This is a genomic window from Micromonospora sp. RV43 (assembly GCF_001029515.1).
GTDB classification, from domain to species: domain Bacteria; phylum Actinomycetota; class Actinomycetes; order Mycobacteriales; family Micromonosporaceae; genus Micromonospora; species Micromonospora aurantiaca.
On sequence record NZ_LEKG01000138.1, the window covers coordinates 1 to 20,962 of the forward strand.

Here is a 20,962-nt window from a genome sequence, read left to right on the forward strand (position 1 = left end):
GCCATCGACCCGGTCGCCGCAGTGCGGGCACCGTGCCGTCGGCTCGCGTCGGGCTTGCTCATACGCGCCGCGGATCCGCGGCCAGTCCCGCACACAGGTGATCAGCGGCACCCTGCCGGGCCACTGGGCGCGGCAGCCGGCGGGCCGGCAGGCGCCGACGAACCGGCTACGAACGCGCTACGCAGCCGCCGGGCGACAGGCGCCTCGACGGTGCTGGACGCGGACTTCACGAACTCGCCCATTTCCTTGAGCTTGGCGAGAACGGTCTTGCTTTCGACCCCGAGCTCCTTGGCAAGCTCGTGTACGCGGGCCTTTCCTGCCACTGCACTCCTCACTCCGAGGTCGTGCGGGCAGCACCCGCAGCGACCTCACTCCTGCACTTGAAGCCTGGTCATTTCAGGGACTTCATCGTGTGCTCATGTCGGTCGTCCTACCTTGCTAGCGACCCTCGACCGGTCGGGCTTGACCGGTCGTCGGGGGTTGCGCGTCGACGTGCTCCGCAAGCGCACCGTGGTCGGGGACCCCGGTGAGGCGCAGTGCCCGCCCGAAGGCGCGGCGTCGCACCGCCTGCGCGAAGCAGGCCGGATCAGGGTGCATGTTCGCTCCCCGACCCGGCAGTCTGCGGGCCGGATCGGGCCGGAGACTGGTGTGACCAGCCTCGTCACCGATCGCGACGACCCGCAACAACTCGCTGGCCGGCGCTCGTTTCCGGCAGCCCACACAGGTGCGCTCCGGAATCGCGCGTCGTGCCACTGAGTAAGTCTACCCCTAGCCGCCGGAGATCGCGCCGCCCGGCTCCGGGACGTGATCAGCTCCGCCCCGGCTCTGCGGGGCTGCGGTCTCCGCGTCGGACCGGATGTCGATGCGCCAACCGGTCAGACGGGCCGCGAGGCGGGCGTTCTGCCCTTCCCGGCCGATCGCGAGCGAGAGCTGGAAGTCCGGCACGGTCACCCGGGCGGTACGGGAGGCCAGGTCGACCACCTCGACCCGCAGCGCCTTGGCCGGCGACAACGCGTTGCCGACGAAGGTGGCCGGGTCGTCCGACCAGTCGATGATGTCGATCTTCTCGCCGTGCAGCTCGCTCATCACGGCCCGGACCCGCTGGCCCATCGGGCCGATGCAGGCGCCCTTGGCGTTGACGCCGGACGTGGTCGAGCGCACGGCGATCTTCGTACGGTGACCTGCCTCACGCGCGATCGCGCCGATCTCCACGGTGCCGTCGGCGATCTCCGGCACCTCCAGCGCGAACAGCTTCTTCACCAGCGCGGGATGCGACCGGGACAGCGTGATCTGCGGGCCGCGCATTCCCTTGGCGACGTGCACGACCACGCAGCGGATCCGCTCGCCGTGCTCGTACCGCTCGCCGGGGACCTGCTCGGACTGCGGCAGGACGCCCTCCAGCTTGCCCAGGTCGACGCTGACGATGCCCTTCTCCCGGCGGGTCTCGTGCGCCTGCACCACGCCGGTGACCAGGTCACCGTCGCGGCCGACGTACTCGCCGAAGTGCACCTCGTCGGTGGCCTCCCGCAGCCGCTGGAGGATCACCTGCTTGGCGGTCATGGCGGCGATCCGCCCGAAGTCGTGCGGAGTGTCGTCCCACTCCCGGGTCACAGTGCCGTCGGCGTCCAGTTCCTGCGCGTAGACCGAGGCGGCCCCGCTCTTGCGGTCGATCTCCACCCGGGCGTGCGGCTCGGCGCCGTCAGTGTGCCGGTAGGCGGTCAGCAGCGCGGTCTCGATCGCCGCGAGGATCGTGTCGAACGGGATCTCCCGCTCGCGCTCCAGGGCGCGCAGCGCCGCGAGGTCGATGTTCACCTCTCCTCGTCCTCCAGATCTTCGTCGTCGTCGGTGTCGTCACCGAAGTCCTCGTCGGCCAGGTCGTCCAGGCGGTTGAACTCCACCTGGACCCGGCCGGGCCCGAGTTCGGCGTACGGGTGTTCGGCGGGGCCGGCGTCGGTCTCCAGCACCACGCGCTCGTCATCGGCAGCAGTGATCCGGCCGGTGAGCTGGCGGTCCCCCGCGTCGCCGCGGACGGTGACCTTGACCAGCCGCCCGGCGTTGCGCCGCCAGTGCCGGGGCAGGGTGAGCGGGCGGTCCACGCCGGGCGAGCTGACCTCCAGCTGGTACTCGCCGGCCACGATGTCGCCGCCGGCCTCCTCGGCCGCGTCCAGCGCCGCCGAGACCGCGCGGGAGACGTCCGCCACGCCGTCCAGGTTGATCCCGCCGTCGGCGTCCACGATCACCCGGACCACGTGCCGCCGGCCGGCGCGGGAGACGGAGAGGTCCTCCAGGTCGTAACCGGCCGCCGTGACGACCGGTTCGATCACCTCGCGCAGCCGGTTGCGGCGGGCGGCGAGATCGCCGCGGGGTGCGCCGCTCCGGTCCGTGCCGCGGGGGCCGTCGGAGCGGCGGGGCCGCCCGGAGGGCCCCGTCGACCGGGTGGCACGGCCACGCTGCGTCATTGCGCGCACCTCTCCTGCTGTTGCCACGACCCGCGGGCCGTGTTGTCCCTGGCCGGTGCGGGCGATCGGCCCGCCATACCGGCGCGCCACCGGGGCGTCCGCGCCCGGTGGTTGCGCAGAGCGTAACGCTAACGACCGCCGACGGACCCGGCGGCGCACCGAGACCCTGACCCACGAGACGGCGCGAATGGTGTTGACTCTGTCAGGTGGGGATCGGCAGAACACCATCCGACCAGGTCAGAGCGGGGCATTCCCGGCGCTGGCTGCTGCGCGCCGGCGGGCTCGTGGCGCTCGGCGGCGCGACCGCGCCGCTGACCGGTTGTGATCTTTTCGACCGCGACGAGGAGCCACCGGAGCCGGACGCGCTGGAGCCGCTCGTCGCCGAGGCGCTCGCGCTGGAGGCCCGCTACCGGGCCGCCGCCACCGCCGACCCGGCGCTGGCCGGGCGGCTCACCCCGATCGCCGACGCGCACCGGGCGCACGCCGAGGAGCTACGCCGCGTGATCGGCCGGCCGGCGCCCTCCGGCACACCGGCCGCCGGCTCGGCGAGCGCGCCCGCGCCCGACGCCGTGCTCACCGAGCTGCGCCGGGCCGAGCAGGAGGGCCGGACGAACGCGGCCAAGGCGTGCGCGGCAGCGCCGGCCGAGCGGGCCGCGCTGCTCGGCTCGATCGCCGCGGCGCGGGCCACACACGTGGAGGCGCTCAAGTGAACAGCCCGACGACCGGCCCGGCCTCGGCGCTCGCCGACGCGCTCGCCGCCGAGTACGCGGCGATCTGGGCGTACGGGGTGATCGGTGTGCACCTGACCGAGGCGGCGCGTACGGCGGCCCGTGCCGCCGAGGCGGCCCACCGGTCCCGCCGCGACGCGCTGCTGCTCCAGCTCGCCGAGGGCTCCGGGCAGGTGCCCGCCGACCGGGCCGGGTACGCGCTGCCCTACCCGGTGACGGACCGGGCGAGCGCGCTGCGCCTGGCGGTGGAGATCGAGGAGCGGACGGCCGGGCACTGGCGGGCCGCGCTGCCGCACACCACCGGCGCGGACCGGAACACCGCGCTCGCCGCGCTCACCGACTGCGCGTTGCGCGCCACCCGCTGGCGGCGTACGGCAGGCGTGACGCCGGTCACCGTTCCGTTCCCGGGCCGCCCGGCCTGAGCGCGATGCCGGTCACCCGGCGGAACCCTCCGGTTGCGTAGCGCATACCAGGTATGCATACTCGCGGTCATGTCCATCCGTCACGGCCTGCTCGCCCTGCTCGAACGCGGCCAGATGTACGGCTACCAGCTCCGTGCCGCGTTCGAGGAGTCCACCGGGTCGACCTGGCCGCTGAACATCGGACAGGTCTACACCACGCTGGCGCGGCTGGAACGTGACGGCCTGGTCCGCCCGCTGCCGGAGAACGAGAGCGGGCAGCGGCCGTACGAGATCACCGACGCCGGACGGGCGGACCTGGCGCTGTGGTTCGCCACGCCGATCAGCCGCGCCGACCGGCCGCGCGACGAGCTGTCCATCAAACTGGCGCTGGCGCTGACCACCCCCGGCGTCGACGTGCGGTCGGTGGTGCAGACCCAGCGCACCGCCACCATGCGCGCGCTCCAGGAGTTCACCCGGTTGAAGTACACGAGCGACAAGCCGGAGGATCTACCCTGGCGGCTGGTGCTGGACGCGATGATCTTCCAGACCGAGGCCGAGGTGCGGTGGCTCGACCACTGCGAGACGAGCCTGGTCCGGCACCGCCCGGCGCCGATCCGGGCGGTCGACCACCCCGAGGCGGTGGACCGGGCCGGCGACGAAGCCCGCCGGTGACCCGGCACGGGAGGCGCTGATGGACCCGATCGACGGGGTGCTGGAACTGCGTGACGTACGCCGGACCCACGGCGCCGGTGAGGCCGCCGTGCACGCGCTGCGCGGCGTGAGCCTGACCGTGCGGGCCGGTGAGCTGGTGGCGGTGATGGGCCCCTCCGGGTCCGGCAAGTCCACGCTGCTGGCGCTCGCCGGCGGCCTGGACCGGCCCACCGGCGGCGAGGTGGTGGTCGAGGGCGAGACCCTGGTCGGGCTGTCCGCCCGCGAGCTGGCCCGGCTGCGGCGCCGCCGGATCGGGTACGTCTTCCAGGACCTGAACCTGCTCGGCAGCCTGACCGCCGTGGAGAACGTGGCGCTGCCACTGGAACTGGACGGCACCGGCGTACGGGCGGCCCGCCAGCTGGCGCTGGCCGCGCTGCGCGAGGTCGACCTGGAGGACCTGGCCGACCGCTTCCCGGACCAGATGTCGGGTGGCCAGCAGCAGCGGGTGGCGATCGCGCGGGCCCTCGTCGGCGAACGCCGCCTGGTCCTCGCCGACGAGCCGACCGGCGCGCTGGACTCCCAGACCGGCGAGGCGGTGCTGCATCTGCTGCGCCGCCGGGTGGACGCCGGAGCGGCCGGGGTGCTGGTCACCCACGAGGCCCGGCACGCCGGCTGGGCGGACCGGGTGGTCTTCCTGCGCGACGGGGTGATGGTCGACTCGACCGCCCCGCTGATCGGCGTCGACCACCTGCTCAGCGGCAGCAGCCGGTGACCGGCGGCCGCCTCGCCGCCGTACGCGGGTCGTGGCGGACCGCGCTGCGGATCGCCCGCCGGGAGGCCCGGCGGTCCCGGCGGCGCACGCTGCTGGTGCTGGTGATGATCGCGCTGCCGGTGTTCGGCCTCAGCTTCGCCGCGGTCAGCTACGACATGGGGGATCTGACCCGCGCCGAGCGCATCGAGCGCCAGCTCGGCGGCGGCGACGTCGCCCTGCGCTGGGACAGCCTCGCGCCGGTGACGCAGGACGCCTGGGGCGAGTCGGCCTGGCCGGTCCAGGGCGAATGGGTGTCCCGGACCCGCCCGGCGACCGCCGAGGAGGTGCGCGCGCTGCTGCCCGAGGGCAGCCGGCTGGCTCGCACCCGCTGGTGGATGACGTTCTCGACACGGGTGGACCGGCACGTCGAGTCGCTCGAGGCGCGCGCCGTCGACCTGACCGACCCGCTCACCCGGCCGCTGGCCCGGGTACGCGACGGCCGGCCACCGGTACGCCCCGACGAGATCGCGGTCAGCCCGACGGCGCTGCGCCGACTGGAGACCCGCATCGGCGACCCGGTACGCACCATCGACGGCGCCACGTACCGGGTGGTCGGGGTGGTGGAGTATCCGGACAACCTCCGGGACGTGATCACGCTGCCCGCTGTGACCTCGGAGGGCATGGCCGGCAGCGACACCTGGCTGGTGGACCTGCCCGGCCCGCTGGAACCGGGGCTCGTGGACCGGCTGAACGCGCAGGGCATCCAGGTCGTCGCGCGCAGCCCGCTGCCGGGACGGCAGGAGTTCACCCGCGGCATGTCCGTACCGGACGCCGACGAGGCGGGCGTCGTCGGAGTCGTCGGCGGGCTGGGCCTGCTGGAGGTGGTGCTGCTGGTCGGCCCGGCCTTCGCGGTGAGCGTCCGGCGCCGGCGGCGGGACCTCGCACTCGTCGCGGTGGCCGGTGGCGACGCCTCCCACCTGCGCCGGATCGTGCTCGCAGACGGGGTGGTGCTCGGCGCCGGTGGAGCCGCCCTGGGCATGCTGCTCGGGATCGGGGCGGCGTTCGCCGGCCGGCCGATCGTCGAGCAGTACCTGCTCGGGGAGCGCCTCGGGGCGTACCGGATCTTCCCGGCCGCGCTGGTGGCGATCGCCGCGACGGCGGTGCTGGCCGGGGTGCTCGCGGCGATGGCGCCGGCCTGGGCGGCGGCCCGGCAGGACGTGGCGACCGGCCTGGCAGGCCGGCGCGACGCGACCCGGCCACGCCGCCGCTGGCTGCTGGTCGGGGTGGCGCTCACCGTCGCCGGGACCGCGATCGCCGCGTTCGCCGCCGGCCGCACCTCGCAGACCGGAGTGCTGGCCGGTGTCGCGCTGGGCGAGCTGGGGCTGGTGTTCTGCACCCCGTCGCTCGTCGGCGTGCTGGGCCGGGCCGGGCGGCTGCTGCCGCTGACCCCCCGGCTCGCGTTGCGCGACGCCAGCCGCAACCGGTCCTCGGCCGCGCCCGCCATCTCGGCGGTGATGGCGGCGGTGGCCGGAAGCGTCGCGCTCGGCGTCTACGTGGCGAGCGACGAGACCCGGTCGAGAGAGCTCTGGCAGCCCGGCATTCCGCCGGGGAACGTGCTGCTCACCTACTCCGGTGACACCCCGGCGGTCCCGCCCTCGGCCGGGGTCGTCGCCGACCGGGCCCGCACGGTACTGCCCGACGCCACCGTGGCATCCGTCGCGTTCCCCGGCTGCGCCGACACCGTCCGGGACAAGAACGACTGCACCGCGTACGCGCTCGTACCGCCCGAGCAGCGCTGCCCGTACAGCTCCTCCGACCAGGCCGTGCCCGATTCGGCCCGGCGGGATCCGCGCTGCGTCAGCCCTCTCCAGGAGCCGGTCGACGTCTACCTGCCGGCGCTCGTGGACGACGGCGGCGCGCTGGCCGCACTCACCGGCGCGCCGGACGACGAGCTGGCCGCCGCGCGCCGGACGCTCGCCGCCGGTGGCGTGGTGGTCACCGATCCCCGGCGGGTGGTGGACGGGCAGGTCCGGGTGGAGGTGAACGACAACTCCGGCGGCCCGCCCACCGGGCGTCACCTGCCCGCGTACGTGCTGCACGGCGGTCTTCCGGTCGACCGGCTGGTCCTCTCCCCCGCCGCGGCGGACGCGCTCGGCCTGACCGCCATGCCGATGGGCTACCTGCTGGACACCGCCGGCTCGCCCACCGACCGGCAGATCGAGATGCTGACCGACGAGCTGTTCGACATCGTGCCCATGTCGGCGCAGGTGGCGACCGCCGACCCGCCGTCGGACCAGCGCCCGATGCTGCTCCTGCTCGCAGTGGCCTCCGGGGTGATCACGCTGGGCGCCGCCGCGGTCGCCACCGGGCTCGCCGCGGCCGAGGGCCGCCGGGACCTGTCCACGCTCGCGGCGGTCGGCGCCGATCCCCGGGTACGCCGCCTGCTGTCCCTCTGCCAGGCCGGGGTCATCGCGGTGCTCGGCTCGGCGCTGGGCATCGTCGCCGGGCTCGGCTCCGCCGTGGTCGTCCTGGCCGCGCTCAACCAGCGGTACGCCGAGTCCTGGCCGGTGCAGCCGCCGTACCCGGTGACGGTGCCCGGCGTGACGCTCGCCGCGCTGGTGGTGGTGCCGCTGGTGGCGATGGGCGGCGCGGCGCTGTTCACCCGGTCCCGCCTGCCGATCGAACGCCGGCTCGACTGACCGTCCCGCCATGATCGACACCACTTCCGGCCATGATCGACACCATTCCGCCGGAGTGGCGGTATCGCGGTGGGGTGGATGCCACCACTTCGGCGAAATGGAGTCGACCTTGGGCGGACTGACCGTCCGAGGGATGACGGGGCACCCCGCGGACGGCACACTTGTCGGATGTCAGCCCTGGGAGCCCTCACCCGCCGTCTCGGTCACCAGCGTTGGTTCGGCGCCACCATGCGCCTGCTCGTCCCGGCCGACCGGCTGGTCGGCCGGATGACGAAGGGCCGCGTGGTCGCCTTCGGGCTCGCGCCCACGCTGGTGCTCACCTCCACCGGCCGCCGCTCCGGCAAGCCCCGCAGCAACCCCCTGGTGTACGTCCCCGACGGCGACGCCTACGTGGTGATCGGCTCGAACTGGGGGCAGCAGCACCAGCCGTCCTGGACGTTCAACCTGATGGCCGACCCGGCCGCCGAGGTGGACGTCAAGGGACGCCGGATCCCGGTCACCGCCGAGCAGGTCACTGGCGAGGAACGGGAACGGCTGTTCCAGCGGCTGGTGCAGGAGTGGCCCGCGTACCGCACGTACGTCGAGCGGGCCGGTGGCCGCGAGATCCGCGTGTTCCGGCTGGTCCCGAACGCCTGAGCGACGGCTCACCGTGGCCGGAATCGCGGCGAGCAGTCGCCGTCGTGATCGGGTCGGAGCAGGCAGCGTCGTCCCTCGGACAGGTTTCGGTCGCAGAAGACCCAGTGCCGCACGTTCTGGTCGTCCTCGGGCGAGACGCTGGTGCCGCCTGGTTCGGTCTGCGGGAGGACGTGGCTCCAATGTGCCACCACACGGGCAAGTCGCTGCGCCGACACGAGGTCGTTGACGACCATCGGCAGATGGATGACCCACCGCTCGGTCATCGCTCCTGCTCCCGCTCGGCCCGCGCACGGGCCTGCTCGGACTGCCAGCGCCGCAGGGCGTCCTTCACCCGGCCGGTCTCCCGGCGGCTCTCGGCCAGCGCGTCGTAGACCGTCGCCAGGTCGCCCGCCACCAGATCCAGGAACTCCCGGACCTGCTCGGGGTCGAGCCCGCGCCGGCCCAGTGGTGTGGATCTGAACGTTCGCTCCCGGACCTGCCAGGGGCGCAGCGTCCGGTACGCCGCAGAGCGATAGCACGTCGCACGGCGCTCGGGCCGACGGTTGCGTCGGCGTCGGAAAGGGATGATCCTCATCGAACCTGTCCTTCGTCGGTGCCATCCGGCCGTGGAGAGCGGGCCGATGACGGCCCGCTCCCGGCGCCTGCCGTTGCAGCGTGATCGCGGTACGCCGACAGGGCTCACACGGGCCGCGCCGAATAGGTCGGCATGGGTAGCATCCCGATTACGGAGAGCAGGCGGCAGCGGTGAGCAGTGGGCCCACACGCACGCCCACAGCCGGAGAGGACGGCATGGACCGTTTCGGGGACATACTCAGGCAGCATCGGGTAGCCGCCGGTTGGTCACTGCGGAAGTTCGCCGACCTCATCAGGTACGACTTCGGCTACCTCGGGCAGATCGAGCGTGGCGACCGACCCGTCAACCCCGCCGTCGTGGCCGCCTATGACCGGGCACTGGCGACGGGCGGATCGCTCAAGAAGGCGTACGACAGCAGGTGTGCCGACGACATCGACATGCCGAGACGGTCGGTCCTCCAAGCCATGACTTCGCTCGCTGCTCTCCCCACAGTCGACCGGCTGGTCGGCTGGGAGGCGCTGCGGCACGGCCTCGACACCGCGGTCGACGTCGACTCCGACGCGTGGACCGAGATCGTCTCCTCCTACGGCACGGCCTACTATCGCCAGCCGCACGATCAGCTGATGACCCAACTCGGCCGGGATCTGACGGTCCTTCAGCATCAACTCGCCGCAGTTGACGATCGGCGCCGCCCACAGCTGCTACGTGCCGCCGCGGCGCTGTCGGTGATCGTCGCGCTCAGCCTCGTCGCGTCGGGACACGCCCTGCTGTCGAGGAGATGGTGGGCCAGCGCCCAGAGAGCCGCCGACGAATCCCGCGATCCCGACACACGAGTCCTGACGCGCGCCTGGGACATCGTCAACGGCTGCTACGACGGTCGACGACCCGCCACCGTCGTCACGATCTCCGAAGAGGTCCTGCCGCTCGCCGGCAGGCCGTCGGCAGCCACTTGCGGTCTGCTGGCGGGCCGGGCGCAGGCACTCTCCCTCGCCGGGCGGCACGACGAGGCGGTCGCGACCGTGCGTCATCTGAGCGAGCAGATCGAGAGACTCCCGGCCACCGTCGTCGGGGACGTCGAATCGCTTTGGGGATGGCCGGAACATCGTCTGCGACACACGGAGTCCTGGGTCTACACCCATTCCGGTGACCAGAAGGCGGCTGCGGCAGCGCAGGCCCGGGCCCTGGAGTTGTATCCCGCTACCCAGGTCCGGCTGCGCACGCAGGTACAACTGCATCAGGCAGCGGCGACGGTCCGGGCCGGTCACATCACCGACGGTCTGACGGCGGCGGCCGATCTGCTCGACCGCCTGCCACGGGAACAACACAACGAACTGGTGCGCGCGGTCACTATGCAGGTCACGGCGGCGGTACCCGACAGAGAGCGGCACCGGCCGCTCTACCGGGAACTGATGGACCGAGTCCAGCGGTGACGCCTCCGCCGTCCGTCACCTTCGACCGACGCCGTCCGGACGAGCTGACGTCTGTCGTCGACGCTCTCGCCGACCTGTACGCGCTGGTCTACGCCGAGCCGCCCTACCTCGAAGGCCCAGCACAGGTCGCCCGGTTCCGGACCGGGCTGCCCGACGAGGCGGCGCGGCCGGGATTCCGCCTCGTCCTGGCCTGGGAAGGCGAGGAACTGATCGGAGCGGCGTACGGGTGGACCATGGCCGCCGGCACCTGGTGGTCTCGGGCGAAGGATGAACCCCCGGCCGAGGTACGGGACCGCGACAAGTTCGCCGTACTGGAATGGATCGTGCATCCGCGGCATCGATCTCGTGGCGTCGGCGCGGAGTTGATGCGTCGGCTTCTTCAGGGGCGCCAGGAGAGCTGGGCGACCCTCGCCTCCGATCCGCGAAGCCGGGCGAACGGCATCTATCGCCGCAACGGCTGGCGAGTTGCTGGGCACTCCGAGCTGCCGTGGGGTCCTTCAATGGAACTACTGGTCCGCGATCTGGCTAGGGTTGCCGCAGGCGACCGCTCGGGCGGAGGTGGACCGTGGCTGTCGACGTGAACGCCGAGCGGCGTCTGGACGACCCGCGATGGCAGGTGGCCGAGCGCGTCGGTGACGCCGTCCTGCGGCGGTTCCCGGCCGATGTGCTGGCGGTCGCCGTACACGGTCCGCTCGCGCACGGCGACGACGACGGCGGCGGGGACCGCGAGGTCGGACTGCTGGTCGTCACCTACCGGCCCGGCGCCGGACCGCCGCCCGCCACCCGGCGGGTGGACGGGGTGCTCGTCGACCTGACAGTGGCCGGGGCGGACGACTACCTGCGCCGGGCGACGACGATCACGTCCCGCTGGCCGCTGGCCGCGGACCGGTACGTCACCACCCGCGCCCTGCACGATCCGACCGGCTGGCTGCGAAAACTGCGCGACGAGCACCTGGCGCGCCTGGCACGCGCCCGACCGGCGGAGTTCACCGGCGCCGCGCGGCAGGCGTGGTACCGGGGCAGCGCGGCGCACGCCCGCGCGTTGCGGCTGGCCGAGTGGTACGAGACGGACCAGGCGCTGCTCATGCTCGGCGAGGCGCGGCTGGCCGCAGCGACAGTGCAGGGACTGTTCAGCCGCACCTATTTCCGCGACCCCGGGGACGCGGTGCGGCGTACCGGGCTGGCCGGGGCGGACATGACCGAGGTGGGTGCGGCGCTGACGCGCCAGGCCGAGGAACTGGCCGCCCGGGGGCGGCCGGTCGACGGCACCGTCGACGACCTGCTGGACGGCTGACGGCCCGCCGACGGCCGACCGTCAGCCGATGCCGCCGCCGACGCCGATCAGCGCGCCGATCAGGTAGGTCGCGCCGGCCGCCAGCGCGCCGAGCAGCAACTGCCGCAGACCGGCACGCCACCAGGCGCGGTTGGTGAACCGGGCCACGATCGCACCGGCGACGAAGAGGCCGACGCCGCCGACGCCGAGCGCCAGCCAGAGGCTGGTGAAACCGAGCAGGTACGGCAGCAGCGGCACCAGCGCGCCGATCGAGAAACAGATGAACGACGAGATCGCGGCGACCCACGGGCTGGGCTGGTCGTCGGGGTCGACGCCCAACTCCTCCCGTACGTGCACCCGCAGCGCCTCCTCCGGGTTGGCGCGTACCGCCTCGGCGACCTGCGTCGCCAGCTCGCGGGGCAGTCCACGGGCGACCCAGGCGTCGGCCAGTTCCCGGGCCTCGGCCTCCGGGTGGCGTTCCAGCTCGCGTCGCTCCTTGGCCACCTCGGCGGCGACCTGCTCGTTCGCGGACCGGACACTCGTGTACTCGCCGAGGCCCATCGAGATGGCGCCGGCCACCAGGCCGGCCGTGCCGGTGAGCACCACGCTGCGCGGCGACACCCCGCCGCCGCCCACGCCGGCGATCAGTGCGATGTTGGTGACCAGCCCGTCCATCGCGCCGAAGACGGCCGGACGCAGCCAGCCGCCGGAGACGTCCGCGTGGTGCGCCTCGCGCAGTGCCGCAGGGGTGTCGGTCACGGCAGCGTCAGGATCTCGTAGCCGTCGTCGGTCACGACGATGGTGTGCTCGAACTGGGCCGTCCACCGGCGGTCCTTGGTGACCACCGTCCAGCCGTCGTCCCACATGTCGTACTGGTAGGTGCCGAGCGTGATCATCGGCTCGACGGTGAACGTCATGCCGGGCTCCATCACGTCGGTGGGGCGCGGGCTGTCGTAGTGCGGCACGTAGAGGCCACTGTGGAACGCCTCGCCGATGCCGTGCCCGGTGAAGTCGCGGACCACGCCGTAGCCGAAGCGCTTCGCGTACGACTCGATCACCCGGCCGATGACGTTGATCTGCCGCCCCGGCGCGATGGCCTTGATGCCGCGCATCATCGCCGTGTGGGTCCGCTCGACCAGCAGGCGGGCCTCCTCGCTCACCTCGCCCACGCAGAACGTGGCGTCGGTGTCGCCGTGCACGCCGTTCAGGTACGCGGTGACGTCGACGTTGATGATGTCGCCGTCCTGGAGCACCGTGGTGTCCGGGATGCCGTGGCAGATCACCTCGTTGAGGCTGGTGCAGCACGACTTGGGGAAGCCCCGGTAGCCGAGCGTCGACGGGTAGGCGCCGTGGTCGCAGAGGAACTCGTGCACCACCCTGTCGATCTCGTCGGTGGTCACCCCGGGCTTGCAGTGCTCACCGGCGAGCTGGGTGGCCTGGGCGGCGAGACGCCCCGCGACGCGCATCTTCTCGATGGTCTCCGGCGTCTGCACGTGCGATCCGCGCCACTCCTGGGGGCGCTTCTTACCCACGTACTCCGGGCGTGGGATGTGGGCGGGGACCGCTCGCCACGGGGAGAGCGTGCCGGGGGTCAGCGGCGCACGGACGGTCATGACGCAAGCCTATCGCCGGGACCGGTGTGCCCCTCGCCACAGGCCCGCCGGGCAGGTTGTTGCCGTGCCGCAAACGCTGTGCCATTGTTGCTCCGTGGATCAAGGGGGCGCGGCGCCCGTCTTCTCCGTGACGGCGCAGGCCGACGGCGACCAACTGCGCGTCCAGGTGACCGGCGAGGTCGACATGGCGACCGCCGACACCATGTTCCAGACCGCGCTCCGCGAGCCCGCCAAGCGGCTCACGCTCGACCTGCGGGCGGTCACCTTCTTCGACTCGGCCGCCATCCACGCGGTGGTCCGGCTCGCCCAGCGGTTCCCGGACGCGTTGACCGTGCTGCCGTCGCCGCAGGTCCGGCGCGTGCTGGACATCTCCGGCCTCGGCGACCAGGACTGGCTCGCCGGCTAGATCGAGGGCTGCTCCCCGCGTGAACGCCGTCGACGCGGGACAGCGGGCGGCCCGGCCCGTCACTACGGTGCGGAGGATGGACAGCTCCCATCCGTCGATGGCCGGCGTCGTGCACGAGGCGCCCGGCTCGACCGTACGACTGCGCCCGGTGGCCGAGGACGATCTCGCGATGCTGCGCCGGTTCGCTGTCGAACCCGGGCTGATCGGCCTCGACTGGGCCGGCTTCCAGGACGCCGCCACGCCGGCCCGCCGCTTCGCCGAGGACGGCTATCTCGGCGACCGGAGCGGTGGCCTGATCGTCCAGGTCGAGCCCCCGGACGCGCCGGTCGGTTACCTCAGCTACCTGCAGCGCGAGAGCGGGCGGGCACCGTACTGGGAGATCGGGATCGTGCTGCTGCCCGAGTGGCGCGGCCGGGGTCTCGGCTGGCGAGCGCAGGCGCTGCTCTGCGACTACCTGTTCAGCCACACCCCGGCGCAGCGCATCCAGGCCGGCACCCATCCCGAGAACGCCGCCGAGCAGCGGTCGCTGGAGAAGGCCGGCTTCCAACTGGAGGGAGTTCTGCGGTCCTGCGAGTTCCGGGCCGGCGCCTGGCGCGACGGGTGGCTCTACAGCCGGCTGCGCGACGACCCGTCGCCGCTGTGACCGGCCGCCTCAGCGTCCCGAGGGCGGCGCCTGGTCGGCCAGCCGGCGGCGCAGCGTCAGCTCGGTGCCGTTCGCGGAACGGGTCACGTTCATCTCCCCCAGCGCCTGGATCAGCGCCAGCCCGCGCCCCCGGAAGGTCGACCCGCTCGACTCCCGCCAGCGTCCGCTGTCCCGGATGGTCGCGGTGACCGTACGGTCGGCGATCGTCACCTCGACCTCGATCGTCGGGTCCACCGGGTCGACCGGGTGCTCGATCGCGTTCGCCGCCGCCTCGGAGACCGCCACGGTCAGGTCGAACAGGTCGGTCTCGCCGACCTGGTGGGCGACGAGGAAGTCCTCCAGCCGCTTGCGGAGCACGCTGAGCCGGGTCGGGTCGGCGGGCAGGCGCAGCGCGAACCGGTTCAGTTCGGCCGCCTCCAGCGCGAGCACCGCCACGTCGTCGTGCCGGGACCGCTCGGCCACCCGGGCCATGACGGCGTCGACCAGGTCCGCCACGTGCCCGGCGCGCGCCGTCGCGTCGGCCCGCAACTGGCCCAGCCCGGCGTCGATGCCCGCGGACCGGTCCTCGATCAGGCCGTCGGTGTAGAGCAGGAGCCGGTTGCCCGGCGCGAGTTCGCCCTCGGCGGCCGGGTAGACGGCGCCGGGGATCGCCCCGATCGGCGGTCCGAGAGCCCGATCGTGCAGGAACGCCACGTCGTCTCCTCGGATCAGCAGGGGTGACGGATGACCCGCGCTCGCGTACCGGATCCTGCCCGTGCGCGGGGAGAAGCCGAGGCAGACCACAGTGGCGAAGGAGCCGCTGCCGGCGGAGTGGACCAGCCGGTTGAGCCGGGTCAGCGCCTCGCCCGGGTCGTAGCCCTCCAGGACGTACGCCCGAAGCGCGTTGCGGAGCTGGCCCATCGCCGCGGCGGCCCGCACGCCCTTGCCCACCACGTCGCCGATGACCAGCACCAGGTCGTCGTCGGCGGTGGCCATCACGTCGTACCAGTCGCCGCCGACCTCCACGTCGGCGCTGCCGGGCAGGTAGCGGCTGGCCACCACCGCGCCGGGCAACTGCGGCAGCGTACGCGGCAGCAGGCTGTGCTGGAGCGTGGTCGCGATGTGGTGCTCGGCCTCGTAGAGCTGGGCGTTCTCCAGCCGCACGCCGATCAGCCGGGCCAGTTCGGTGAGCGCCGCCTCCTCGGTGCCGCCGCCCTCGCGGCGCCACACCCGCAGCTCGCCGAGCTGCTCGCCGGCGGTGCCGGTGAGCGGCAGCACCACTGTCGGCTCGGCGGGCAGGTCACCGCCGGCGTCCTCCTCGTGGCGGGCCCCGGTGGCGGTGACCCGGACCCGTCCGGCCTCGGCCAGGCGCAGCGCGTGCCGGGCGGCCACCCGGACCACCTCGGCGGTGGACCGGGCAGTGTTGATCTCCACGGCGGCGTCGGCGAGTGCCCGCAGCCGGCGGATGATCTGCCCACGCAACTGGCCCAGTTCGACGTTGGCCCGCACCCGGGCCACCAGCTCCTGGCTGGAGAAGGGCTTGGTCAGGTAGTCGTCGGCGCCGGTGGACAGACCCGCGACCTCCTCGGCGGCGCCGGCCCGTGCGGAGAGCAGCACGATCGGCACGTGCCGGGTGGCCGGCTCGGCCCGCAGCGCGGCGACCAGCCCGAAGCCGTCCAGCCGGGGCATCATCACGTCGGTCAGCACCAGGTCGAACGGGGTCTCGACGGCCAGCCGCAGCGCCTCCACGCCGTCCGGCACGGCCACCACCTCGTACGCCGGGGACAGCAGCCGGACGACGTGCTCGCGCAGGTCGGAGTTGTCGTCGGCGAACAGGATGCGACCGGACCCACCCGGCGCGCCGGACGCCTCCGGCAGCCCAGTGGGGCGGGCCACCTCGTCGGTCCAGAGCGCCGTCTCGGCGACGTACAGGCGGGCCTGCTCCGGTTCGGTCAGCGGGACCGGCGACAGGGCGGCCACCCGGTCGGCGGGCAGGTGCGCGTACCCGAAGGGCATGGTCACGGTGAACGTGGTGCCCCGGTCCACGACGCTGTGCGCGGTCACCGTGCCGCCGTGCATCTCGACCAGCTCGCGGACCAGGGCGAGCCCGATGCCGGTGCCCTCGTGGGTACGCGAGCGGGCGCCGGCCACCCGGTGGAACCGCTCGAAGACCTGCGGCAGTTCCTCCGGCGCGATGCCGACGCCGGTGTCGGTCACCTCCAGGACGGCGGCGCCGTCGTCCGCGCGGACCCGGACCCGGATCTCGCCGTCGAAGGTGAACTTGACCGCGTTCGACAGCAGGTTGAGGACGATCTTCTCCCACATGTCCCGGTCGACGTAGACCGGCGCGGGCAGCGGCGGGCAGTCCACCACCAGGCGCAGCCCGGCCCGCTCGGTGGCCGAGCGGAACGTGCTGGCCAGCCGGGAGGTGTAGTCGGACAGGTCGGTGGGCTGGTAGCGGGCGGCCAGCCGGCCGGACTCCAGCCGGGAGAAGTCGAGCACCGTGTTGACCAGCTTGAGCAGGCGCAGCCCGTTGCGGTGCATGACGGTGAGCCGGTCCAGGTACCGCTCGGGCAGCTCCCGGTCGGCGAGCATCTCCTCCATCGGCCCGAGGACCAGCGTGAGCGGGGTACGGAACTCGTGGCTGACGTTGGCGAAGAAGTTGGTCTTGGCGCGGTCCAGCGCGGCCAGCTCGGCGGCGCGGGCGCGTTCCTGCTCGTACGCCCGCTGCTTGCCCACGGCCCGGGACACCTGTGCGGCGACCAGGTCGACGAAGTCGCGGTAGTCGTCGGTGAACGGCAGCCGGCGCGACACCCCGAGCAGCAGCGCGCCGGCCGGCTCGTTCGTGGCGGTCAGCGGCAGCAGGAGCGCCTGGCCGGCGGCGTCCGGCGGCACCGCGCCCGGCAGGTCGGCGGTGGCGATCCAGCGCGGCTCGGTGAACGGCTCGCCCTCGGGCAGGCCGGGCGGCGGATCGGCGACGGTGGCCGGATCCACGCCGGAGCAGCCGCCCGGCACGAGTGTGCCGCGCTCGTCGGCGAACCACAGCGCGCTGAACGGCACGTCGGCGCGGTGGGCGTCGAGCACGCGGGCGACGGCCTGGCCCAGTTCGAGCATGCCGGGTACATCGCCCAGCTCGTTGCCCAGCTCGGCGAGGGCGCGCAGCCGGCGCTCGCCGAGCACCCGGCCGGTGGTCTCGTTGACGAAGCAGAACAGACCGCCGACGGTGCCGTCGGCGCTGCGGATCGGGTCGTACGAGACGTCGAAGTAGACGTCCTCCAGGAAACCGTGGCGGTCGAGCACGAAGGGGTGGTTCTCGCCCCGGTACGGCACGCCGGTGCGGCGCACGCCGTCCAGCAGCGGGCCGAGCACGTCCCAGGTCTCCGCCCAGTGCAGCCGGGCGGGCTGCCCGATCACGGCCGGGTGCTTGTCGCCGATGGTCGGCCGGTAGGCGTCGTTGTAGAAGGCCAGGTGCTCCTCGCCCCAGAAGACGACCATCTGGGCGCGGGACGACAGCATGGTGCTCACCGCGTGGGAGAGCGCGGCGGGCCAGCGGTCCGGGCTGCCGAGGGAGGTGGCGGACCAGTCGAAGGCGCGCAGCCGCTCGCCCATCTCGCCGCCGGCCGCGAACGCCGCGGCGAGCAGCGGCGACAGTGACGCCTCGCCGGCCGCCGGAGATGGACGACCGTCCTCCCCGCCCCCCTGGGCCGAGCCCATGCAGCCTCCCGCTCCGGCCATGATCACGACGGTCGGCGCTGTCACGCCGACCGTCCCCGCCTACTACCCCGACGGACGAGCAACGTAACGCACCCGCCCCGGTAGACGCTGCTTACCTCCGCCTCATCCTGGCGTAACCGTCGGGCCGGGGCGACTCGGGCGATCCCGCCGGGTCGGCGGGACCGCCGATCCGGCTGTCCGCACCTACGAAACGCGGGTGTGTGATCTGGCCGACATCGCGGCCCGGACCAGCGCGGCGACCGGCCGCGGGTCGGCCTCGTTCTCCGGATGCCACTGCACGCCGAGCACGAAGTGCCGCGCCGGGTCCTCCACCGCCTCGATCACCCCGTCGTCGGCCCAGCCGGTGACCGCCAGGCCGCCGGGGTCGGCCACCGCCTGATGGTGGTACGAGTTGACCCGGTCCACCCCGGCCATCACCTCGGCGGCCCGGCTGCCGGCGGCGAAGCGCACCGGATGCGACCCGTACACGCCCGGCGCGGGCCGGTGCCCGTCGTGCCCGACCACGTCCGGCAGATGCTGGTGCAGCAGGCCGCCGTACGCCACCGCGAGCAACTGCATTCCCCGGCACACGCCCAGCACCGGCAGGTCGGCGGCGAGCGCGGCGGTCAGCAGCGTCACCTCCCCGGCGTCGCGGTCCGGCCGGCTCTCGGTGCGCGGGTCCGGCGGCTCGCCGTACCGCTCCGGGCCGACGTCCGCGCCGCCGGCCAGCAGCAGCCCGTCCAGCAGCCCCAGCACGTCCGCGTCGGCGTCGTCCGGGGGCAGCACGACGGCCCGGCCGCCCGCCGCGGTGACCGCGCGGACGTACGCGTGCGGCACGAGCGTCGCCGGCACGTCCCGCCACACCGCCCAGCCGGCCGGCTCGACGTACGCGGTGATGCCGATGACCGGCCTCATAGTGGGGTGACGTAGGCGCCGGTGATGCCGCCGTCGACGACGAACTGCGCTGCGGTCATGAACGAGGCGTCGTCGCTGGCGAGGAACGCCACAGCGGCGGCGATCTCGGCCGGGTCGCCGAACCGGCCCATCGGCACGTGCACCAGCCGCCGGGCGGCCCGCTCCGGGTCCTTGGCGAACAACTCCAGCAGCAGCGGCGTCGCCACCGGCCCCGGGCACAGCGCGTTGACCCGGATGCCCTCGCGGGCGAACTGCACGCCCAGTTCCCGGGTCATCGCCAGCACCCCGCCCTTGCTCGCCGTGTACGCGATCTGCGACGTGGCAGCGCCCATCAGCGCCACGAACGAGGCGGTGTTGATGATCGAGCCCTTGCCCTGGCGGCGCATGTGCGGGATGACGTACTTGCAGCACAGGTACACGCTCGTGGTGTTGACCCGCAGCACCCGTTCCCAGGCGTCCAGGCCGGTCTCCAGGATCGAGTCGTCCTCAGGCGGCGAGATGCCCGCGTTGTGGAACGACACGTCCACCCGGCCGTGCCGCTGCACCACCCCGTCGAACAGGTCACGCACCGCCGTCTCGTCGGCCACGTCGGCGGCGACGAACTCGCCACCCACCTCCTGCGCGGCCCGGGTGCCGGCGTCGGCGTCGATGTCCACGCAGACCACCCGGGCGCCCTCGGCGGCGAAACGCCGTACGGTGGCCAGCCCGATGCCGCTGCCCGCGCCGGTCACCACTGCCACCCGGTCGGAAAGCCGTCCCTGCACTGTGATCACTCCTCGGTGCCGATGAACACGTTCTTGACGTCGGTGAAGGCGTGCAGCGCGTCCGGACCCAGCTCCCGGCCCAGGCCGGAACGCTTCATCCCGCCGAACGGGGTCCAGTAGCGCACCGAGGAGTGCGAGTTGACGCTGAGGTTGCCCGACTCGACGGCGCGGGCCACCCGCACCGCGCGCCCGACGTCCCGGGTCCAGATCGAGCCGGAGAGCCCGTACTCGGTGTCGTTGGCGAGCCGGATCGCGTCCGCCTCGTCGTCGAACGGGAGCACCGAGACGACCGGGCCGAAGACCTCCTCCCGCCAGTGCCGATCGGCCGGGGAGCCGGCGAGCAGCACAGTGGGGGCGTACCAGAAGCCGGGGCCGTCGGGGCAGGAGCCGGTGAATGCGACGTCCGCGCCGTCGACGTACCCGGCGACCCGGTCCCGGTGCGCGGCGGAGATCAGCGGCCCCATCTCGGCCGTGTCCCGGGCCGGGTCCTCCACCCGGAACGCCCGCACGGCCGGTTCGAGCAGTTCCAGGAACCTGTCGTACACCCGGCGCTGGACCAGGATCCGGGAGCGGGCGCAGCAGTCCTGGCCGGCGTTGTCGAAGACCGCGTACGGCGCGGTCGCAGCCGCCTTCTCCAGGTCCGCGTCGGCGAACACGATGTTCGCCGACTTGCCGCCCAGCTCCAGCGTCACCCGCTTCACCTGGGCCGCGCAGCCCGCCATGATCCGGGTGCCGACCTCGGTCGAGCCGGTGAAACAGATCTTGCGGACCGCCGGGTGGGTGACGAACCGCTCGCCGACCACGCTGCCCCGGCCGGGCAGCACTGTGAAGACGCCGTCGGGCAGGCCGGCGTCGCGGGCCAGTTCGGCCAGGCGCAGCGCGGTGAGCGGGGTCAGCTCGGCCGGCTTCAGCACCACCGTGTTGCCGGCCGCGAGCGCCGGGGCGAATCCCCAGCCGGCGATCGGCATCGGGAAGTTCCACGGCACGATCACGCCGACCACGCCCAGCGGCTCGTGGAACGTGACGTCGAGCCCGCCGGGCACCGGGATCTGGTGGCCGGTCAGCCGTTCCGGCGCGCCCGCGTAGTAGTCGAGCACGTCCCGGACGTTGCCCGCCTCCCAGCGGGCGTTGCCGATGGTGTGCCCGGCGTTGCGCACCTCCAGGAGAGCCAGCTCCTCCAGGTGCGCGTCGACCTGGGCGGCGAACCGCCGCAGCAGCCGCCCCCGATCCCCCGGCGCCACATGACGCCACGTCTCGAACGCCGCAGCCGCCCGCGAGACAGCGGCATCCACGTCCTCCACGGAGCACCCCGGAACGACCCCGATC

At 73.5% G+C, this 20,962-nt stretch carries 21 protein-coding genes and 2 pseudogenes; 11 read left to right on the forward strand and 12 right to left on the reverse strand.

Going from position 1 to position 20,962, the window contains the following annotated elements; genetic code table 11:
* Positions 1-131: 131 nt before the first annotated feature.
* The 4 genes and pseudogenes from ABD52_RS38565 to rimP all read right to left on the reverse strand — a co-directional run.
* Positions 132-323, reverse strand: a pseudogene (locus ABD52_RS38565) (translation initiation factor IF-2 N-terminal domain-containing protein); the annotation flags it as partial.
* Positions 324-416: 93 nt separating this feature from the next.
* A pseudogene (locus tag ABD52_RS38570) lies at positions 417-753 on the reverse strand (YlxR family protein).
* Between the two features lie 15 nt (positions 754-768).
* Entirely contained in the window at positions 769-1,812 is a 1,044-nt protein-coding gene (nusA, locus tag ABD52_RS26995; protein ID WP_013284665.1) for a transcription termination factor NusA, read from the reverse strand.
* The gene (rimP, locus tag ABD52_RS27000) at positions 1,809-2,459 is read right to left on the reverse strand and encodes a ribosome maturation factor RimP (protein WP_013474433.1); all 651 of its coding nucleotides are present in this window, start codon (positions 2,457-2,459) and stop codon (positions 1,809-1,811) included. The genes nusA and rimP overlap by 4 nt, the downstream gene beginning before the upstream one ends.
* Before the next feature lie 263 nt (positions 2,460-2,722).
* Between rimP and ABD52_RS27005 the strand changes: the two genes are divergently transcribed.
* The 6 genes from ABD52_RS27005 to ABD52_RS27030 all read left to right on the forward strand — a co-directional run bounded on the left by ABD52_RS27005 (position 2,723) and on the right by ABD52_RS27030 (position 8,325).
* Positions 2,723-3,169, forward strand: coding sequence for a hypothetical protein (locus tag ABD52_RS27005; RefSeq protein ID WP_030269842.1), 447 nt, complete (start codon positions 2,723-2,725; stop codon positions 3,167-3,169).
* A complete protein-coding gene (locus tag ABD52_RS27010; protein ID WP_013474432.1) occupies positions 3,166-3,609 on the forward strand; it encodes a ferritin-like domain-containing protein in 444 nt (147 codons plus the stop codon). The genes ABD52_RS27005 and ABD52_RS27010 overlap by 4 nt, the downstream gene beginning before the upstream one ends.
* A 69-nt stretch (positions 3,610-3,678) precedes the next feature.
* Positions 3,679-4,260, forward strand: coding sequence for a PadR family transcriptional regulator (locus ABD52_RS27015; RefSeq protein ID WP_013284661.1), 582 nt, complete (start codon positions 3,679-3,681; stop codon positions 4,258-4,260).
* A gap of 19 nt (positions 4,261-4,279) precedes the next feature.
* Positions 4,280-5,011 (forward strand): ABC transporter ATP-binding protein, encoded by a 732-nt coding sequence (locus ABD52_RS27020; protein ID WP_047893636.1) that lies wholly within the window; start codon positions 4,280-4,282, stop codon positions 5,009-5,011.
* Positions 5,008-7,689, forward strand: a complete 2,682-nt coding sequence (locus tag ABD52_RS27025; RefSeq protein WP_047893637.1) for an ABC transporter permease — start codon at positions 5,008-5,010, stop codon at positions 7,687-7,689. Before ABD52_RS27020 ends, ABD52_RS27025 begins: the two co-directional genes overlap by 4 nt.
* Before the next feature lie 168 nt (positions 7,690-7,857).
* Positions 7,858-8,325: a nitroreductase family deazaflavin-dependent oxidoreductase gene (locus ABD52_RS27030; protein ID WP_047893638.1), complete on the forward strand. Its 468-nt coding sequence runs from the start codon at positions 7,858-7,860 to the stop codon at positions 8,323-8,325.
* Between the two features lie 8 nt (positions 8,326-8,333).
* Here the strand turns inward: ABD52_RS27030 and ABD52_RS27035 are convergent, their stop codons facing one another.
* Positions 8,334-8,588, reverse strand: coding sequence for a hypothetical protein (locus ABD52_RS27035; protein ID WP_013284657.1), 255 nt, complete (start codon positions 8,586-8,588; stop codon positions 8,334-8,336).
* Positions 8,585-8,899, reverse strand: a complete 315-nt coding sequence (locus ABD52_RS27040) for a DivIVA domain-containing protein (RefSeq protein WP_047893639.1) — start codon at positions 8,897-8,899, stop codon at positions 8,585-8,587. Before ABD52_RS27040 ends, ABD52_RS27035 begins: the two co-directional genes overlap by 4 nt.
* Before the next feature lie 215 nt (positions 8,900-9,114).
* Between ABD52_RS27040 and ABD52_RS27045 the strand changes: the two genes are divergently transcribed.
* The 3 genes from ABD52_RS27045 to ABD52_RS27055 are packed head-to-tail and all read left to right on the forward strand — an operon-like array spanning position 9,115 to position 11,623.
* A complete protein-coding gene (locus ABD52_RS27045) occupies positions 9,115-10,329 on the forward strand; it encodes a helix-turn-helix transcriptional regulator (protein ID WP_053065494.1) in 1,215 nt (404 codons plus the stop codon).
* Positions 10,326-10,910, forward strand: coding sequence for a GNAT family N-acetyltransferase (locus ABD52_RS27050; protein ID WP_053065495.1), 585 nt, complete (start codon positions 10,326-10,328; stop codon positions 10,908-10,910). The genes ABD52_RS27045 and ABD52_RS27050 overlap by 4 nt, the downstream gene beginning before the upstream one ends.
* Positions 10,895-11,623 (forward strand): hypothetical protein, encoded by a 729-nt coding sequence (locus ABD52_RS27055; protein ID WP_047893640.1) that lies wholly within the window; start codon positions 10,895-10,897, stop codon positions 11,621-11,623. Before ABD52_RS27050 ends, ABD52_RS27055 begins: the two co-directional genes overlap by 16 nt.
* Before the next feature lie 21 nt (positions 11,624-11,644).
* Here ABD52_RS27055 and ABD52_RS27060 read toward each other — a convergent pair whose 3' ends face one another.
* A complete protein-coding gene (locus tag ABD52_RS27060; protein WP_047893641.1) occupies positions 11,645-12,361 on the reverse strand; it encodes a VIT1/CCC1 transporter family protein in 717 nt (238 codons plus the stop codon).
* Positions 12,358-13,215, reverse strand: a complete 858-nt coding sequence (map, locus tag ABD52_RS27065) for a type I methionyl aminopeptidase (RefSeq protein ID WP_030269849.1) — start codon at positions 13,213-13,215, stop codon at positions 12,358-12,360. Before map ends, ABD52_RS27060 begins: the two co-directional genes overlap by 4 nt.
* A gap of 94 nt (positions 13,216-13,309) precedes the next feature.
* On the opposite strand from map, the gene ABD52_RS27070 reads away from it, so the two are divergent.
* Positions 13,310-13,621, forward strand: a complete 312-nt coding sequence (locus tag ABD52_RS27070; RefSeq protein WP_030269851.1) for an STAS domain-containing protein — start codon at positions 13,310-13,312, stop codon at positions 13,619-13,621.
* A gap of 76 nt (positions 13,622-13,697) precedes the next feature.
* Positions 13,698-14,264, forward strand: coding sequence for a GNAT family N-acetyltransferase (locus ABD52_RS27075; RefSeq protein WP_082171400.1), 567 nt, complete (start codon positions 13,698-13,700; stop codon positions 14,262-14,264).
* Positions 14,265-14,273: 9 nt separating this feature from the next.
* Here ABD52_RS27075 and ABD52_RS27080 read toward each other — a convergent pair whose 3' ends face one another.
* The 4 genes from ABD52_RS27080 to ABD52_RS27095 form a co-directional block, all read right to left on the reverse strand.
* Complete coding sequence (locus ABD52_RS27080) at positions 14,274-17,957, reverse strand: SpoIIE family protein phosphatase (RefSeq protein WP_047893643.1); 3,684 nt, start codon at positions 17,955-17,957, stop codon at positions 14,274-14,276.
* A 204-nt stretch (positions 17,958-18,161) separates the two neighbouring features.
* A complete protein-coding gene (locus ABD52_RS27085) occupies positions 18,162-18,872 on the reverse strand; it encodes a gamma-glutamyl-gamma-aminobutyrate hydrolase family protein (RefSeq protein WP_047893644.1) in 711 nt (236 codons plus the stop codon).
* A complete protein-coding gene (locus tag ABD52_RS27090) occupies positions 18,869-19,636 on the reverse strand; it encodes a 3-oxoacyl-ACP reductase (protein ID WP_013284647.1) in 768 nt (255 codons plus the stop codon). The genes ABD52_RS27085 and ABD52_RS27090 overlap by 4 nt, the downstream gene beginning before the upstream one ends.
* A gap of 5 nt (positions 19,637-19,641) precedes the next feature.
* Positions 19,642-20,961, reverse strand: a complete 1,320-nt coding sequence (locus ABD52_RS27095) for an aldehyde dehydrogenase (RefSeq protein WP_047893645.1) — start codon at positions 20,959-20,961, stop codon at positions 19,642-19,644.
* Position 20,962: the final 1 nt, after the last annotated feature.